This is a genomic window from Bradyrhizobium sp. USDA 4502, from assembly GCF_054063355.1.
On record NZ_JBSSGF010000001.1, the window covers coordinates 2866655 to 2883671 of the forward strand.

The window sequence follows — 17017 nt, forward strand, 5'->3', positions numbered from 1 at the left end:
TTTCCCCGGATCCGCGCCGATGGCCAGAGGACGACACCGCCCGATCAACATGCCCGCGCCATATCTGAGGCGCGTCTGGCTCGATCCCGAGCGCATTCCCAATCGCAACGCATATCCGTTCGCGCTGCCGCTGCTGCGCGACGAATTCGAGCTCAGCTTCGACATGGCGATCACCATCATCGTCGGCGAGAACGGCACCGGCAAGTCGACACTGCTCGAGGGGATCGCCGTGATGGCCGGCTATGATGACGCCGGCGGCGGCAAGGGCTATCGCGCGGTCGACCACGGCAATGCCGTTGAGAAGATGGGCGGCTCGCTTGCGTCGGCGCTGCGTGCCAGCTGGCTACCTAAGATCACGAATGGCTGGTTCTTCCGCGCCGAGAGCTTTTTCTCGGTGGCGCGCTACGTCGACGAGGCCGCGCTGGATGTCGGAGACGTGCCGCCGAACTTCCTGTCCTATTCCCACGGCGAGGGCTTCCTGCGCTTCTTCAACGAGCGTTGCCAGCGGCAGGGCATCTTCATCTTCGACGAGCCGGAATCCGCGCTGTCGCCGTCGCGGCAGATCGAATTCCTCAAATTGTTGCACCGGATGAACGGCACCGGCCACTGCCAGGTGATCATGGCGACGCATTCGCCGATGCTGATGGCGTATCCGAACGCGACGCTGTTGCGGGTTACCAAATGTGGGCTGGAGCCGGTGGGCCTGAAGGACACCGATCACTACCGGCTGATGCGCGAGTTCTGCGACGATCCGAAAGGGTTCGTCGAGGCGGCGATCGAGGAGTGAAACCGCTGACCGGCAGGCTTGCCTCCCGGGGAAGCCGCCGGCCGCGACTTCGCTCTGGTGCAAGAAGCAGGTTGCCGGTCTAGTCTAGAACCTCCAATCATAAACTGCGGCATGCGCCAGGCGGCGCAGGGCCGACAGACATCGGGAGAGGACCAAGGATGAGGCGGACGATCGCACGGACTTTCGTGGTGGTGGCGGCATTGGCCGTGTTGGGGGCCGCCTGGGCCCATGGGCCGACCCGCCAGAAGGTGCGGGAATCCATCGAGATCGATGCGCCGCAGGCCAAGGTGTGGGCGGTGATCGGCAATTTCCAGGACATGAGCTGGCTTGCCGGTGTCGCCAAGACCGAGGGCGAGAAGGGCAACGAGATCGGCGCCACACGGCGGCTGACACTGGCGCCCGGCATTACCATCGACGAGGAGCTCTACAAATACGAACCAGAGATGATGAGCTATTCGTACCGGATCACGGCGGTCGACGTGAAGGTGCTGCCGGTCACCAATTATTCCTCGACGCTGACGGTGTCGCCGGCGCCGGACGGCAAGTCGAAGCTGGAATGGGCCGGCGCGTTCTACCGCGGTTTTCCGAACAATGATCCGCCGCCGGAACTGAGCGACGAGGCCGCGGTGAAGGCGGTGAGCGGGCTCTACAAGGCCGGGCTCGAAGCGCTGAAGAAGAAGATCGAGAGCGGGACCTGAGCATGATCCGGAAAAGTGCGAAGCGGTTTCCGACAAGATCATGCTCAAAACGAGGGGCTAAAGCGCGATGATGGTTTGTCCCAATCTCATCGGGCTTTAGCCGTGCGCGCGATTGCGCTCGTCGCGCTGCTTGCCAGCCTCGGCGCCGCGCATGCCGAGGAGGCGTTCGTCACCAACCAGCTCAGCGACGACCTCACGGTGGTCGATCTCGCGACCTCGAAGCCGGTTGCGACCATCGCGATCGGCGGCAAGCCCGCCGGCGTTGCCGTCAGCAATGACGGCCGCTTCGCCTATGTGACCAGCCCGGATGCCAAGGCGGTCACGGTAGTCGACGCGCCGGCGCGAAAGGTGGTAGGCCGGGTCGATGTCGGCGGCGGGCCGCTCGGCATCGCGGTCGCGCCCGACGGCGCGACGGTCTATGTCGCCGACTGGTACGCCGCCGCGGTGCGGGTGATCGATGCCAGAGAGCGGCGTGTCGTCGCAAGTATCGCGGTCGGTGCATCCCCGTCCGGGCTGGCGGTGACGCCGGATGGGCTGCTGCTGCTGTCGGCGGATCGCGACGATGACAGCGTCTCCATCATCGACACCGCCTCGCGCGAGCGGAGGGGGATCGTGAAGGTCGGGAGTCGGCCGTTCGGTGTCACCATCGATGCCGATGGCAAGCGTGCCTACACCGCCAATGTCGGCACCAACGACGTCTCGGTGATCGACGTCGCAACCGCGCGCGAGATCGGCCGCGTGCATGTCGGCCTGCGCCCCTACGCGGTGGCGCTGGCGCAGGGCCGCGGCTTCGTCACCGACCAGTATGACGGCAAGGTCAGCGTGTTCGACCTCGCGACGTTGCAGCCCGTGAAGCGGATTACGGTCGGCGATTACCCCGAAGGCATCGAGGCGACCGCCGACGGCAAGCGCATCCTGGTCGCGAACTGGGAAAGCAACACGCTGAGCGTGATCGACGCCGCCGAGATGAAGGTGATAGGCGAGGTCAAGGTCGGCGACGGCCCGCGCGCGTTCGGGGCATTCCTGAGACGGACGGAGTAGGGGGAAGGTGCGTGGGGTGTCCCAAAATATCGAAAACAACCCCATGCAAAGGAGCAGGCTGCCGCCGAGACTCGGAAAAGCGACTTGACGCGTCGGGCAAATCAGCGGTACGTTTTTATTATTCCGAAATTGTGCAAGCGTCCGCCGCCGCAGGATAGAGCCAACCGCGCCCTGCGACGTGTCGCCGAGCTGCGACCCATTGGCTCACCAGCGCGACAGGCCTATATTATCAGACAAACGCCAGGAAACAGGGAGGATGCCATGCATCATACCTTGGTGCCCAGTGACCGGGTCGAGCACGTCTGCGTCTTCGGGCGCGACGGGACGAAACTTGGGTCGATCGAGCGGCTGATGCTCGACAAGGTGAGCGGAACGGTGGCCTACGCCATCATCAAGACCGGCGGCGTGCTGAGCACCCATCACCACTATCCCGTCAGATGGACCGCGCTGCGATTTGATCCTGTGCGGCAGGCCTTCGAGGCCGAGGTGACGCTGGATGATCTGCGGTCAGGACCCTCCGAATTCGACGGCGACGAATTCGACTGGGGCGACCGCTCGCGATCCTACACGCACCCGAATTATTGGGCGGTGTAGCAGAGCGGTTGAGAGACCGTAGCCCGCATGAGCGAAGCGACATGCGGGAGCGGTCAACTTGTTCGGCTGATAGACCCCGCATATCGCTCCGCTCATGCGGGCTACTAAGTCAGGCACATGACCCAATTCAAGTCCGCAGGCTGGCCTTCCGTCATACCGCGAATTGTCACCCGCGACCTCACCGGCTTGGCCAGATTTCTTCGAGACGTTTTCGATGCGCAGGGCGAAGTCCGCTCCGGCGCGCCAACGGAAATCCGGATCGGAGACTCGATCATCCTGATCAGCGACGGCGGAGGCGTGCGCGAGGCGATGCCGGCCTTTCTCTACGTCTATGTTCCGAACGTAGACGAGACCTATCGGCGGGCGATCGCGGCAGGCGGTGAATCCATCGAGATACCCGCGGATATGCCGTATGGCGACCGACGCGCGACGGTCCGGGATGCCTGGGCAAACGTCTGGCAGGTCGCCACCTATCGCGGGAAGTGAGGACCGTAGGGGCAAGCCACCACTATTGGGCCAACAGCACTACGCTTGCTGCGCACTCGGTTGATTGCGGCGACGTCGTGCTGATGCCATCCGTCGATCAGTGCTGGTTTGTATTCCAGAGAGAAAGCCGACGCGGCGGTAGTTTGCAACTCCCTTTCGGAAGCTAGCTAGCTGAGCAGCAACCGGGTCGTCAGGCGTCAAATATTGAAAAAGACTGGGATCATGGTGAGGTTCTAGACCGCCGTGACACGTGTGACAAAGAGTAATCAAATTTCTCAGATCAGTGACGCCGCCCTTTTCCCATGGTCGGATATGATGCACATGAAGCACAACGTCCTCGCAATCGTCAGGACGTCGCCCGCAAATGCGGCAACGTCGCCTGTCACGCGTTAAAACCTGCATTCTTACTTTTGGCGTCGGCGCTCGCCGAAAAGCAGTTTCGGGCAGTAGACCAGGCGAAATGAATCCGGTCGCGCCGTCATGGATCGAACGTCCGGCCCTTCCCAAGAGACGAAGAAAAATGGACCGTCCCAGAGATTCTTCCAGTAGAGCGTTTCCGGCCACCAATCAGGAAGAGACACAACTCGTCGGGTGTATGAACAACAGCATAGGGCTGATGTGCATGCCTCCAAAGCTCCACGAACTGTGGGTAAACGAGACGCGCAGTTCGGAGCTCTTCGCGTCGGTCTTCGTCTGACCAGCCCACCCACTCAGTCTGCGTTCCAAAAATAACCTTGCCATCGTCGTCTGCCGTCAGCGTAATCGCGAAATAGAGACAGTCAGGACGAACCGCCGTTAGCGCATTCAGCCGATCATCGAGACCCTTCTCTTTTGGATCGCGCGTGTCCACGTACAGGTCCTTTTTACTCCGCCGCCTCGCTCGCTGAGCTCTTCCTCGGCTTGCTGTTCGCCTTCTTCAGCACCGGAGCCAGGAACTTGCCGGTGTAGCTGCGCGGGGCCTTGACGATGTCCTCGGGCGGGCCCCAGGCGACGATCTCGCCGCCGCCGTCGCCGCCTTCGGGGCCGAGGTCGATGACCCAGTCGGCGGTCTTGATGACCTCGAGATTGTGCTCGATCACCACCACCGTGTTGCCCTGGGCGACCAGCTCGTGCAGCACCTCGAGCAGCTTGGCCACGTCGTGGAAGTGAAGGCCGGTGGTCGGCTCGTCCAGGATGTAGAGCGTGCGGCCGGTGGCGCGCTTTGACAATTCCTTGGCCAGCTTGACGCGCTGGGCTTCGCCGCCCGACAGCGTCGTCGCCTGCTGGCCGACATGGATGTAGTCGAGGCCGACGCGGTGCAGGGTCTGGAAGGTCTCGCGCACGCGCGGCACCGCCTTGAAGAACTCGGCGGCTTCCTCGACCGTCATGTCGAGCACGTCGGCGATGCTCTTGCCCTTGAACAGGACCTCCAGCGTCTCGCGGTTGTAGCGCTTGCCCTTGCAGGTGTCGCAGGTGACGTAGACGTCCGGCAGGAAGTGCATCTCGATCTTGATGACGCCGTCGCCCTGGCAGGCCTCGCAGCGGCCGCCCTTGACGTTGAAGGAGAAGCGCCCGGGCTCGTAGCCGCGCGCCTTCGCCTCCGGCAGGCCGGCGAACCATTCGCGGATCGGCGTGAAGGCGCCGGTATAGGTCGCGGGGTTGGAGCGCGGCGTGCGGCCGATCGGCGACTGGTCGATGTCGATGATCTTGTCGATGTGCTCGAGGCCCTCGATGCGGTCGTGCGGCGCGGCGCCTTCGCTGGCGTTGTTCAGCTTGCGGGCGATGGCGCGGTACAGCGTGTCGATCAGCAGCGTCGACTTGCCGCCGCCGGAGACGCCGGTCACGCAGGTGAACAGGCCGAGCGGGATTTCGGCCGAGACGTTCTTGAGGTTGTTGCCGCGCGCGTTGACGACCTTGATGGTGCGCCGGTGGTTCGGCGGCCGCCGGTCGGGCACAGGCACCGACAGCTCGCCGGTGAGATACTTGCCGGTCAGCGATTTCGGGTTGCGCATGATCTGGTCGGGCGTGCCTTCGGCGACGATGTGGCCGCCATGCATGCCGGCGCCGGGCCCGATGTCGAGCACGTAATCGGCGAGGCGGATGGCATCCTCGTCATGCTCGACCACGACCACGGTGTTGCCGAGGTCGCGCAGCCGCTTCAGCGTGTCGAGCAGGCGGGCATTGTCGCGCTGGTGCAGGCCGATCGACGGCTCGTCCAGCACGTAGAGCACGCCGGTGAGGCCCGAGCCGATCTGCGAGGCGAGGCGGATGCGCTGGCTCTCGCCGCCCGACAGCGTGCCGGAGGAGCGCGACAGCGTCAGGTAGTTCAGGCCGACATCGAGCAGGAAGGTCAGGCGCTCGCGGATCTCTTTCAGGATGCGCGTCGCGATCTCGTTCTGCTGCGCGTTCAGCGCCTCCGGCACCGTCTCGAACCATTCGCCGGCGCGCTTGACCGAGAGCTCGGAGATCTCGCCGATATGCTTGCCGCCGATCTTAACGCACAGTGCCTCGGGCTTCAGCCGATGGCCGTTGCAGCCTTCGCAGGGCACGTCGGAGAAATACTTGCCGAGCTCCTCGCGCGCCCACTCGCTCTCGGTTTCGCGGTAGCGGCGGTTGATGTTGGTGATGACGCCCTCGAACGGCTTCTTGGTGTCGTAGGAGCGGACGCCGTCCTCATAGGAGAACTTGATCTCGTCGTCGCCGGAGCCGTGCAGCAGCGCGTTCTGGACCTTCTTGGTGAGGTCCTTCCACTTGGTGTCGAGCGTGAACTTGTAGTGCTTGCCGAGCGCGGTCAGGGTCTGGATGTAGTAGGGCGAGGACGATTTCGCCCAGGGCGCGATCGCGCCCTTGCGCAAGGTCAGCTCCTTGTCGGGGATGACCAGGTCCTCGTCGATATGCTGCTCGACGCCGAGGCCGCCGCAGGCCGGGCAGGCGCCATAGGGGTTGTTGAACGAGAACAGGCGCGGCTCGATCTCGGGGATCGTGAAGCCGGAGACCGGACAGGCGAACTTCTCCGAGAACAGGATACGCTCGGGCCCGCTCTTGTCGTGGATCTTGGCGGTCTTCTTCTTGTCCTCTTTCTTGTCGTCCTGCGCTGCCGCCGCCGGCGCATCGGCGTATTCGATCACGGCGAGGCCCTCGGCGAGCTTCAGCGCGGTCTCAAAGCTTTCCGCAAGGCGCTGGGCGAGGTCGGGACGCACCACGATGCGGTCGACCACGACGTCGATGTCGTGCGGGAATTTCTTGTCGAGCGCGGGCGCTTCGGACAGTTCGTAGAAGGTGCCGTCGATCTTGACGCGCTGAAAGCCCTTCTTGAGATACTCGGCGAGCTCCTTCTTGTACTCGCCCTTGCGGCCGCGCACGACCGGCGCCAGCAGATATAGACGGGTGCCTTCCGGCAGCGCCAGCACGCGATCGACCATCTGCGAGACGATCTGGCTCTCGATCGGCAGGCCGGTGGCCGGCGAATAGGGCACGCCGACGCGCGCCCAGAGCAGGCGCATGTAGTCGTAGATCTCGGTGACGGTGCCGACGGTGGAGCGCGGATTCTTCGACGTGGTCTTCTGCTCGATCGAGATCGCCGGCGACAGGCCGTCGATCTGGTCGACATCCGGCTTCTGCATCATCTCGAGGAATTGGCGCGCATAAGCCGACAGCGACTCGACGTAGCGGCGCTGGCCCTCGGCATAGATGGTGTCGAACGCGAGCGACGATTTGCCGGAACCGGACAGGCCGGTGAACACCACGAGCTTGTCGCGGGGAATCTCGACGTCGATGTTCTTCAGATTGTGTTCGCGCGCGCCACGGATCGTGATGGCGCGCGATGAGGAGCCGGCGTTCTGTTGGCGCTTCGCCTTGAGCACTTCATCCATAGCGACGGTTCCGGGCGCATGCTTGGGCGCCTTTTGGGCGCGCATCGCCGGTGATGCCGGGACCTTGCGCCGATGGGGTGTGAAGGCTGGAACGTAGGAAGAACGGCCGACAATTTCCAGTGCTGAGTCGCGTCCATCAACGGATAGTTTGCCTGATGGCAGCAGCCGTCAGCAGGGCCGGTTCCGCTAAAGCCTTTCCCCCGTTCCGATGGAATCGGAACAGGGGCTCCAGATTCCTGCTTTGACCCGTTTTCTTTCCGCGAGCCGGAATCCGCTTCGCTCGAAAACGCTCTTACGCAAAAAGGCCGGCGCGAGGCCGGCCTTTCGGTGCGTTCTGATCGCAGATCAATCTTAGTACTTGGCGACGATCGGGCCGCCGAAGTGATAGTTCACGCCGAACTGGGCGCTGTGCAGCTCGAGCGTACCGGAGGGCACGCCGAAATAGTTCTCGCTGTCGAGGCTGCGATACAGGTATTCGCCCTTGATCGACCACTGCGGGGCGATGAAGGCTTCGACGCCGGCGCCGACGGTCCAGCCGGAGTGGAAGTTGCTCTGCGAGGCGGTCACGCCGAGCGCGGTGACGCTGACCTCGTTGTTGGCCCAGGCGTAGCCGCCGGTGCCGTAGAACAGCACCTTGTCGACGGCGAAGCCGAGGCGGCCGCGCACGGTGCCGAGCGAGTCGATTTTGCTGCGGGCGGTGACGCCGAGCGTCGAGACCGATGCGTCGATGTCAGCGCCTGCAGCGTCGACCTCGAGGCCGTACACGATGTTGCCGGCCTGCCAGTTGTAGCCGATGGTGCCGCCGCCGAAGCCGCCTTCCATGCTCGGGGTGCCGGAGTTCTCGCTGGCGTAGCCGCCGAAGCCGCCGACGTAGAAGCCGGTCCAGTTGTAGATCGCGGCCGGCGCCGGAGCCTTCACGTAAGGCGCGCGTGCCGCCATGTCGGCGGCCATTGCCGGTGCAAAAGCGCTCAGTGCAAACATGCCGGCCGAGGCCAGCAAAACAATCCTCATTTTCAAAGTCCCAGTCCCATTTTCTTGTTGTCCCTTCAGAGATCTTGAAGAGAGCGTCACAGCAGTGTCGCGTGACGTGCTGGTGCTTCTACAGAGAAATGCCGGAACGTGTGTATCCGCGAAACCACAACGCACCGAAAACGGCCCCGGTGAGGTGCGCGTGCACACGCAACGAAAAAGCCGGCGCACAAACAGGCGCAAACAAAAAGGCCGGCGCGAGGCCGGCCTTTCGTCTGGATCAATCGGCCTGGCGCGATCAGTAGCGCGCGACGACCGGGCCACCCCACTTGTAGTTCACGCGGACGGTGACGAGGTCGACGTCCTGGCGATCGCGGATGGTGCTGTTCAGCGTGCCGTTGGGAGCGATCAGGTTGTAGGTCTTGTCCTGCATGAACAGGTGGTCGTATTCGATGCCTGCGGTCCAGTTCGGCGCGAAGCCGACTTCGATGCCGGCGCCGACGGTACCGCCCCAGCGGGTGTCGCTGGCGCTGCCGACGAGCACACCGGTCGGCGTGAAGTAGGTGTTGAAGCGGTTGTCGGTCAGTGCCGCGCCGCCCTTGGCGTAGAGCAGCACGTTGTTGACGGCGTAGCCGATCTGGCCGGTGAACAGGCCGAACGCGTCGATCTTGGACTGGTTGGTGAACAGGCCCGGGAAGATCGCGCTGTTGTTGCTGCCCTTCAGGTCAGCCCAGTCGCCCTGCGCTTCAAGGCCGAACACCCAGGTGCCGGCCTGCCAGCGATAGCCGATCTGGCCACCGGCGACGCCGCCGGTTGCATCATGGCAACCATCTGATGCGAGGAAGATGCCGGCCGGGAGCTGGTCCCAGCAATTGTGGCTCGAGCCCCAGCCGCCGTTGGCGCCGATGTAGAAGCCGGTCCAGTCATAGATCGGGGCAACCACTGGCGGCGGCGCCTTGGTGTAGGGGCGCGCAGCGAGATCGGCAGCCGCGGCAGGCGCAGCAAACGCAATCAGAGCAACCGTACCGAGCAAAAACTTCTTCATTATCAATCCCCCAGCACCCCGATCGGCTTCCAAACGGTCCCGAAGCACGATCCCAGACGCGAGCGCCCGCGCCATGGTTGGAGCTATACGCTGATTCAACCGCAAACGCAGTCTCCCAAATGCAACACTCGCGGGAGAAGTATCGATAAGGCAAGCTGCTGGTTTGTTTGTTGTTTTTCTAAATCTTGCTGCCGAGCGTCGGCCTGCGCCGAGATCGACTGCCGCTCCGACGGCACTGGCCGCTTCTACGGATGGTTGTGGCGAACAAAACTGGAACGATGCCGGATCCGGTGCTATATCCCGATATCCGTGGATAACCGCGCGACGGCAAAGGCGACGAGCCGGCACCGGCGTATAGGGTCATCCACGACGCCTGCGACGTAAGTGGCGAAGGTTGAGAGTGGCGGCCGAATGTCCGGACGCCCGGTTTTTGAGTGGAGATGATGCGATGGCAGGAAGCGTGAACAAGGTGATCCTGGTGGGAAACCTCGGCAAGGATCCGGAAATCCGGCGGACGCAGGACGGCCGTCCGATCGCAAACCTTTCCATCGCCACCTCGGAAACCTGGCGCGACAAGGGCACCGGCGAGCGTAAGGAAAAGACCGAGTGGCACCGCGTCGTGATCTTCAACGAGGGCCTCTGCAAGGTCGCCGAGCAGTATCTGAAGAAGGGCGCCAAGGTGTACATTGAGGGTCAGTTGCAGACCCGCAAATGGACCGACCAGAGCGGCGTCGAGAAGTACTCGACCGAAGTCGTGCTGCAGGGCTTCAACTCCAACCTCACCATGCTCGACGGGCGTGGCGGTGGGGGCAGCAGCTTCTCCGATGATGGCGGCAGCGATTTCGGCTCGGCCGGACCGGTCAGCTCAGCGCCGCGCCGCGCCGTCGCCGCGGGTGGTGGCAGCAGCCGCAACAGCGACATGGACGACGACATCCCGTTCTGAGGAGTGGTCGCGCTTCCATCGATTCCGTCAGGCGCCGTTCCGTGAAGATCGTTCTCCGGATCGGCGTCCTGATTGCGGGGAGGGATGTCTTCGTGTGGATTATGAGGATAACCTTGCACTCGGCTGATCTCATTTGAGCATTGACAGGGAACCTTTGCGGTTCCGCGGGGCTTTGACACAGCTCGATGTGAATGATATTTACATTGGCCTGCGGCATTTGATGCCTGGCCGCGAGCTTCACTCGAGGGCCGCCACCATGAGCCTCGTGCCATTGCTCGACGCTGTGCCTGCGATCCCGCTCCATGCCTTTGCCGCGATGGCCGCCTTCGTGCTGGGCTCCATCCAGCTCGCCGCCCCCAAAGGCACGCTGCCGCACCGGACCCTGGGCTGGATCTGGGTGATCCTGATGCTGGTGGTCGCCGGAAGCTCGTTCTGGATCCATCAGATCCAGCTGGTCGGTCCCTGGAGCCCGATCCACCTGCTGTCGATCTTCTCGCTCGCCATGCTGGTGGTCGGCGTCACGGCTGCGCGGAGCCACGATGTCCGCCGCCACAGGTTCACGATGATCGGCATTTTCTTCGGCGCGCTAGTCATTGCCGGGCTGTTCACCTTGATGCCCGGGCGGATCATGCACGCGGTGGTCTTCGGCCACTGACGGGAGAGGCAAGTCGCGAATGGCGGGTGGCGAATAGGGGATTTTTCCATTGCTGTTCGCCATTCGCCACGCGCTTCCCGAGCAAACAGCCGGAACCTCGGTGCTCCACCCGTAAGTGCATGAAAAAACGAACGGAAAAACGGCTTGCCGGAGCCGTGCAAGGGTGGTTATCAGGCCCCCGATGGGCTATATGATTCCCCAGTAGAACCGACCGGATTTCCCCTTTGTCCGATAACGACGACCACAAGCCCGGCGAGCCGCCGGGACCCTCAGATATTCGTCCCGTTTCCATTCTCGACGAGATGAAGAAGTCCTACCTCGATTACGCGATGAGCGTGATCGTGTCGCGTGCGCTGCCTGATGCGCGCGACGGGCTCAAGCCGGTGCACCGGCGCATCCTCTATTCGATGCATGAGCAGGGACATACGCCGGACAAGAAATACGTCAAATCCGCGCGCGTCGTCGGCGACGTGATCGGTAAATATCACCCGCATGGCGACCAGTCGATTTACGACGCGATGGTCCGCATGGCGCAGGATTTCTCGCTGCGCGTGCCGCTGATCGACGGCCAGGGCAATTTCGGTTCGGTCGACGGCGATCCACCGGCGGCCTATCGATATACCGAAGCGCGGCTGACCAAGGCGGCGCTGGCCGTGCTGGCTGACATCGACATGGAAACGGTCGATTTCCAGCCGAACTACGACAACTCCGAGAAAGAGCCGTCGGTTCTGCCGGCCCGGTTCCCGAACCTTCTGGTCAATGGCGCCGGCGGCATCGCCGTCGGCATGGCGACCAACATCCCGCCGCACAATCTCGGCGAGGTCGTCGACGCCTGCGTGGCGCTGATCGACAATCCGGCGCTCACGATCGACGAACTGATCGACATTATTCCCGGACCGGACTTCCCGACCGGCGGCGTCATCCTCGGCCGCCAGGGCATTCGTAGCGCCTACCATCTCGGCCGCGGCTCGATCGTGATGCGCGGCAAGGTGACGATCGACACCATCCGCAAGGACCGTGAAGCGATCATCATCACCGAGATTCCCTATCAGGTGAACAAGGCGACGATGGTCGAGCGTATCGCCGATCTCGTCAAAGAGAAGAAGATCGAGGGCATCGGGGACCTGCGCGACGAGTCCGATCGCGACGGCTATCGCGTCGTCATCGAACTGAAGCGCGAAGCGGTGCCCGACGTGGTGCTGAACCAGCTCTACCGATTCACACCGCTGCAGACCAATTTCCCGGCCAACATGCTGGCGCTGGATTCCGGCCGTCCGCAGACGATGAATCTGAAGGACCTGCTCACCATCTTCGTCGCGTTCCGCGAGCAGGTGGTGACCCGGCGGACCAAGTTCCTGCTCGGCAAGGCGCGCGACCGCGCCCACATTCTGGTCGGCCTTGCGATCGCGGTCGCCAACATCGATGAGATCATCCGCGTCATCCGGACCTCGCCAGATCCGAACACCGCGCGCGAGGCCCTGATGTCGCGCGACTGGCCGGCACGCGACGTCGAGGCGATGATCACGCTGATCGACGATCCCCGGCATCGCATCAACGAGGACGGCACGCTGCGGCTGTCGATGGAGCAGGCCAGGGCCATCCTCGACCTTCGCCTGCAGCGCTTGACCGCGCTGGGGCGCGACGAGATTTCCGAAGAGCTCGACAAGCTGGCGGCCGAGATCGCCGACTATCTCGACATCCTGCGTTCGCGTGCCCGCGTGCAGGGCATCGTCAAGACCGAACTGGCCGAGGTGAAGCAGCAGTTCGCCACCCCGCGCAAGACCGTGATCATCGAGCAGGAAGGCGAGGTCGAGGACGAGGACCTGATCCAGCGCGAGGACATGGTCGTCACCGTGTCGCATGCGGGTTACGTCAAGCGCGTGCCGCTGTCGACCTACCGGGCGCAGCGCCGCGGCGGCAAGGGCCGCGCCGGGATGCAGACCCGCGACGAGGATTTCGTCTCGCGCCTGTTCGTGGCGTCCACGCACACGCCGGTGCTGTTCTTCTCGTCGCGCGGCCAGGTCTACAAGGAGAAGGTCTGGCGGCTGCCGATGGCCGCGCCGAACGCGCGCGGCAAGGCGCTGATCAACATCCTGCCGCTGGAGCAGGGCGAACGCATCACGACGATCATGCCGCTGCCGGAGGATGAATCCTCCTGGGCCAATCTCGACGTGATGTTCGCGACGACCGGCGGCACCGTTCGCCGCAACAAGCTGTCCGACTTCGTCGACGTGCGCCGCTCCGGCATCATCGCCATGAAGCTCGGGGAAGGCGAGGCGATCGTCGACGTCCAGATCTGCACCGAGCATGACGACGTGCTGCTGACCGCCGCCGGCGGCCAGTGCATCCGTTTCCCGGTCACCGATGTGCGCGTCTTCACCGGCCGCACCTCGATGGGCGTGCGCGGCATTGCGCTGGCCGAGGCCGACAAGCTGATCTCGCTGGCGATCCTGCGCCATGTCGAGACCACCTCGGACGAGCGCTCGGCCTATTTGAAGATGCGGCGCGCGGTGGCCGGCGAGGCCGCGACCGAGGAGCCGGTCGAGGCCGAGGGCGAGGAGACCGCGAATGCGATCCAGCTGTCGCAGGAGCGCTATGCCGAACTGTCGGCGGCCGAGCAGGTGGTGCTGACCGTCTCCGTCAACGGCTATGGCAAGCGGACCTCGTCCTACGAGTACCGCACCACCGGCCGCGGCGGCAAAGGCATCGTCGCGATGAGCGTCAACAACCGGAACGGCAACCTGGTGGCGTCGTTCCCGGTCGAGGACGCCGACCAGATCATGCTGGTCACCGACAAGGGCCAGCTGATCCGCTGCCCGGTGGCCGATATCCGCGTCGCCGGCCGCTCGACCCAGGGCGTGATCGTGTTCGACACCGCCGAGGACGAGCACGTGGTCTCGGTCGAGCACATTCCGGAAGAGGAAAGCGGCGAGAACGGCAACGGCGGCTAGCGCCGCCGCTTCGGAGAACCCCCAGCCCGAACGCAGCCAACGGGCGCGCAACATGCGCGCCCCGTTGACAGGCTCCGCAAAATCCGGCGGCATGCCGTACGCCCCTAGCCCAAGGGCAACGCCCTATGCTTTGATGGGGGCCGGCGGATCTACCGATTTCGGGAGGCCGTTGTGACCGATCATCGCGTTGAGCGGCGGCTTGCAGCTATCCTGGCGGCTGACGTGGCCGGATATAGTCGGCTGACCGGCCTGGACGAGGAAGGGACACACGTCCGGCTGAGGGAGTGTCTGCGTGGACTCGCTGATCCCAAGATCAGCGAACACCGTGGCAAGGTCGTCAAGCACACGGGCGACGGCATGCTCGCCGAGTTCGGCAGTGTCGTGGATGCGGTGCGTTGCGCCATTGAGGTCCAGCGCGGAATGGCCGAGCGAAATGCCACGGTGCCGCAACTCAAGCGGATCGAATTCCGCATTGGCATCCACGTCGGCGACATCATCGTCGATGAAAACGATATCTTTGGAGACGGCGTCAATATCGCCGCCCGCCTTGAAGGGATCGCGGAGCCCGGCGGGATCTGCATCTCGGACGATGCGCAACGTCAAATCCGCGGCAAGGTCGATGCCGTGTTCGCGGACATGGGCTCGCAGAACCTGAAGAACATTGCTGAGCCGATGCGCGCGTGGCGATTGAGGATAAACGCGGGCCATCCCGCGAGCGCCCCGATCGAGCCGCCGGTCGACAGCGCGCAAGCTCTGGCGCTCCCTGACAAGCCGTCGATCGCCGTGCTGCCGTTCGAGAATATGAGCGGCGACCCCGAGCAGGAATACTTCGCGGACGGAATGGTCGAGGAAATCATCACGGCGCTGTCGCGCTTCAAATGGCTGTTCGTGATCGCCCGAAATTCGAGTTTTACCTTCAAGGGCCGGGCCGTCGATATCAAGGAGGTCGGCCGCAGGCTCGGCGTCCGCTATGTCCTTGAGGGGTCTGTGCGCAAGGCCGCGGGGAAGGTTCGCATCACCGGGCAGTTGATCGATGCGGTGACCGGAACGCACATCTGGGCAGACAGGTTCGAGCGTGACCTGACGGACATATTCGCTCTCCAGGACGAAGTGACCGTCGCCGTCGTCTCGGCCATTCAACCAAAATTGCTGCAGATCGAAATCGGCCTGTCGGCACGGCGACCGGAGAACCTCACCGCCTATGATTTCTATCTCCGCGCCATGCAGCAGCATTACCTGATGACCGCCGACGGGTTGGCCGAGGCGATCAGGCTGGCGCATCGTGCTTTGGAGCTTGACCCCCGGTTCGGTTTTGTCGCCGCTCTGGCAGGTCTCGCTCACATGCAGAACATCCTTTGGGGGCATGCCGTCGATCCTCAATTTGACCGCAAGGAAGCCGTTCGGCTGCTTCGCCTGGCATTGAGCATCGACGATGGTGATGCGGAAACATTGGCCTGGGTTTCCCTCACCTCGGCGTACATGGTCGGCGATTGCGAGAGTGAGATCGAATTGGCCGACCGGGCGATCGCTCTTAATCCGAATTCGTATCGCGCATGGACCGCCAGAGGCAGTGTCTATCGAGTTGCGGGGCTTCCGGAAGAAGCGGTCCGGAGCTTTGAACGCGCCATCCGCCTGAGCCCGTTAGACCCGCGGCTACCCATCACACTTGTCGGGATGGGGATGGCCTTCATCGAGCTTCGCCGCTTTGACGAGGCCATTGCCGCAGCCAACAAATGCCGGCGCCAGAATGCCTCCTATTCGCTGGCTTACCGTTGTCTCGCGTCCGCGTTCGCCCATCTCGGACGCGATCCGGAGGCGCGTGAGGCGGCGGCGCTCCTGCTTCAGCTCGATCCCGCCTTTACAATATCCGCGATGATCGCCAGGGGCGGGTACCCAAACGCACAGCTGTTGATCGAGGGGCTTCGGAAGGCGGGATTGCCCGAATGAATTGTGCCCGCGGGCGCCGACGAGGCCGCCATCGGGAGCACCGCAGGCTCTGTGTTTGTGGGGGCGCGGCCTAGACGGCGCTTTCCAGTTCGCGCGTGAGCCCGGGAAGGGCGTCCATCCGGCCGATCTGCGCGAACCAGCACCAGAGCTCGAGCGTCGAGGCCAGCCGGTAGAGCGCGATCGTGGCCTCCCAGTCCGGCCGGTCGCTCGTGCCGTGGCCCGCGAGCAATCCGTCGCGCTTCGGCGAGTCCCTCGGCGTGAAGTAATAGAGCGCCTTGGCGATGTCCATCAGCGGATCGCCGGCGGTGGCATTCTCGAAATCGACGATGCCGGTGAGACGCGGCTGCCCCTCCGGTGTCACCAGCACGTTGCCGGCGTGGAAGTCATAGTGGCAGAGGCGGGGCGTGTCGGCTGCGTCGAGCAGGACGCTGCGCGCCAGGATGCTGGCCCGCAGCCGCGCGGCCAGCGCTTCGTCCCCGCCGCGCGTGCAAAACTCGGTCAGCTTCCGCTCGAACTGCGCGGACATGTAGGCGCGATTGGTCGGGTGCGACGTCCAGACGCCGTGCGGACCGATATAGCCGAAGCTGTCGAGCGTGATGCCATTGATATGGCGGAGCGCCGTGCCCATGGCGGCGTAGATCGAAAACAGTTCCTGATCCGTCAGTGCCGCCTCGCGGTTGCCGAGCACGACGCCGTCGAGCTTGCTCATCAGCACAAAATTGAAGTCGATCAGCGCGCGGCTGTCGTCGGCTACGAGGATGCGGGGAATGGCAATGCCGGCGTCGCGCAGAAGACCGAGGACATAGACCTCCTTCGCCATCTTCCATTGCAGCTGGGCGGGGTAGACCTTGAGGATGCAGCTTGGCGCGTCAGCCCGCGTGATCTGGAGGATCGTGCTGATCTCGCCGCCGCGTAGCTCGGTGATGCCTGCCACGCGCGCGCCTGGCGCAACCCGATCGATGATCGCCTGAGCCTGGTCGATCGAAATCGCCAGCCGCGGCTTCAGCTGAAGAGGCGGATCGTCTGACATGTCCGCATCCGGGCTGTGGG

The 17017-nt window shown here is 63.8% G+C and carries 15 protein-coding genes; 9 read left to right on the forward strand and 6 right to left on the reverse strand.

The features are described from left to right. Positions 1–19: 19 nt before the first annotated feature. From ACVW1B_RS13040 to ACVW1B_RS13060, 5 genes are all read left to right on the forward strand, one after another. Positions 20–787: an AAA family ATPase gene (locus ACVW1B_RS13040; protein WP_253608687.1), complete on the forward strand. Its 768-nt coding sequence runs from the start codon at positions 20–22 to the stop codon at positions 785–787. 158 nt (positions 788–945) lie between these two features. Further along, the gene (locus ACVW1B_RS13045; RefSeq protein ID WP_057018515.1) at positions 946–1485 is read left to right on the forward strand and encodes an SRPBCC family protein; all 540 of its coding nucleotides are present in this window, start codon (positions 946–948) and stop codon (positions 1483–1485) included. Between the two features lie 102 nt (positions 1486–1587). After that, entirely contained in the window at positions 1588–2526 is a 939-nt protein-coding gene (locus tag ACVW1B_RS13050) for a YVTN family beta-propeller repeat protein (RefSeq protein WP_253608686.1), read from the forward strand. Between the two features lie 261 nt (positions 2527–2787). Next, positions 2788–3120, forward strand: coding sequence for a PRC-barrel domain-containing protein (locus ACVW1B_RS13055; RefSeq protein ID WP_229158910.1), 333 nt, complete (start codon positions 2788–2790; stop codon positions 3118–3120). 117 nt (positions 3121–3237) lie between these two features. After that, positions 3238–3606: a VOC family protein gene (locus ACVW1B_RS13060; protein WP_253608685.1), complete on the forward strand. Its 369-nt coding sequence runs from the start codon at positions 3238–3240 to the stop codon at positions 3604–3606. Between the two features lie 39 nt (positions 3607–3645). Here the strand turns inward: ACVW1B_RS13060 and ACVW1B_RS13065 are convergent, their stop codons facing one another. From ACVW1B_RS13065 to ACVW1B_RS13085, 5 genes are all read right to left on the reverse strand, one after another. Continuing rightward, complete coding sequence (locus ACVW1B_RS13065) at positions 3646–4008, reverse strand: HNH endonuclease (protein ID WP_375167086.1); 363 nt, start codon at positions 4006–4008, stop codon at positions 3646–3648. 76 nt (positions 4009–4084) lie between these two features. Beyond that, entirely contained in the window at positions 4085–4456 is a 372-nt protein-coding gene (locus ACVW1B_RS13070) for a hypothetical protein (RefSeq protein WP_253608684.1), read from the reverse strand. Positions 4457–4469: 13 nt separating this feature from the next. Then, the gene (gene uvrA / locus ACVW1B_RS13075; protein WP_057018510.1) at positions 4470–7457 is read right to left on the reverse strand and encodes an excinuclease ABC subunit UvrA; all 2988 of its coding nucleotides are present in this window, start codon (positions 7455–7457) and stop codon (positions 4470–4472) included. A gap of 351 nt (positions 7458–7808) precedes the next feature. Continuing rightward, the gene (locus tag ACVW1B_RS13080) at positions 7809–8468 is read right to left on the reverse strand and encodes an outer membrane protein (protein WP_253608683.1); all 660 of its coding nucleotides are present in this window, start codon (positions 8466–8468) and stop codon (positions 7809–7811) included. A gap of 256 nt (positions 8469–8724) precedes the next feature. Continuing rightward, positions 8725–9471 (reverse strand): outer membrane protein, encoded by a 747-nt coding sequence (locus ACVW1B_RS13085; RefSeq protein ID WP_137480818.1) that lies wholly within the window; start codon positions 9469–9471, stop codon positions 8725–8727. A gap of 448 nt (positions 9472–9919) precedes the next feature. Here ACVW1B_RS13085 and ACVW1B_RS13090 point away from each other — a divergent pair, with 448 nt between their 5' ends. From ACVW1B_RS13090 to ACVW1B_RS13105, 4 genes are all read left to right on the forward strand, one after another. Beyond that, the gene (locus tag ACVW1B_RS13090) at positions 9920–10414 is read left to right on the forward strand and encodes a single-stranded DNA-binding protein (protein WP_057018508.1); all 495 of its coding nucleotides are present in this window, start codon (positions 9920–9922) and stop codon (positions 10412–10414) included. Between the two features lie 256 nt (positions 10415–10670). Next, positions 10671–11069, forward strand: coding sequence for a DUF2306 domain-containing protein (locus ACVW1B_RS13095; RefSeq protein ID WP_456780595.1), 399 nt, complete (start codon positions 10671–10673; stop codon positions 11067–11069). A gap of 224 nt (positions 11070–11293) precedes the next feature. Then, positions 11294–14020 (forward strand): DNA gyrase subunit A, encoded by a 2727-nt coding sequence (gene gyrA / locus ACVW1B_RS13100; RefSeq protein WP_456780594.1) that lies wholly within the window; start codon positions 11294–11296, stop codon positions 14018–14020. Positions 14021–14191: 171 nt separating this feature from the next. Further along, the gene (locus ACVW1B_RS13105; RefSeq protein ID WP_456780593.1) at positions 14192–15967 is read left to right on the forward strand and encodes an adenylate/guanylate cyclase domain-containing protein; all 1776 of its coding nucleotides are present in this window, start codon (positions 14192–14194) and stop codon (positions 15965–15967) included. A gap of 70 nt (positions 15968–16037) precedes the next feature. On the opposite strand, the gene ACVW1B_RS13110 is transcribed toward ACVW1B_RS13105, so the two are convergent. Next, a complete protein-coding gene (locus ACVW1B_RS13110) occupies positions 16038–16997 on the reverse strand; it encodes a phosphotransferase family protein (protein WP_456780592.1) in 960 nt (319 codons plus the stop codon). Positions 16998–17017 lie beyond the last annotated feature (20 nt).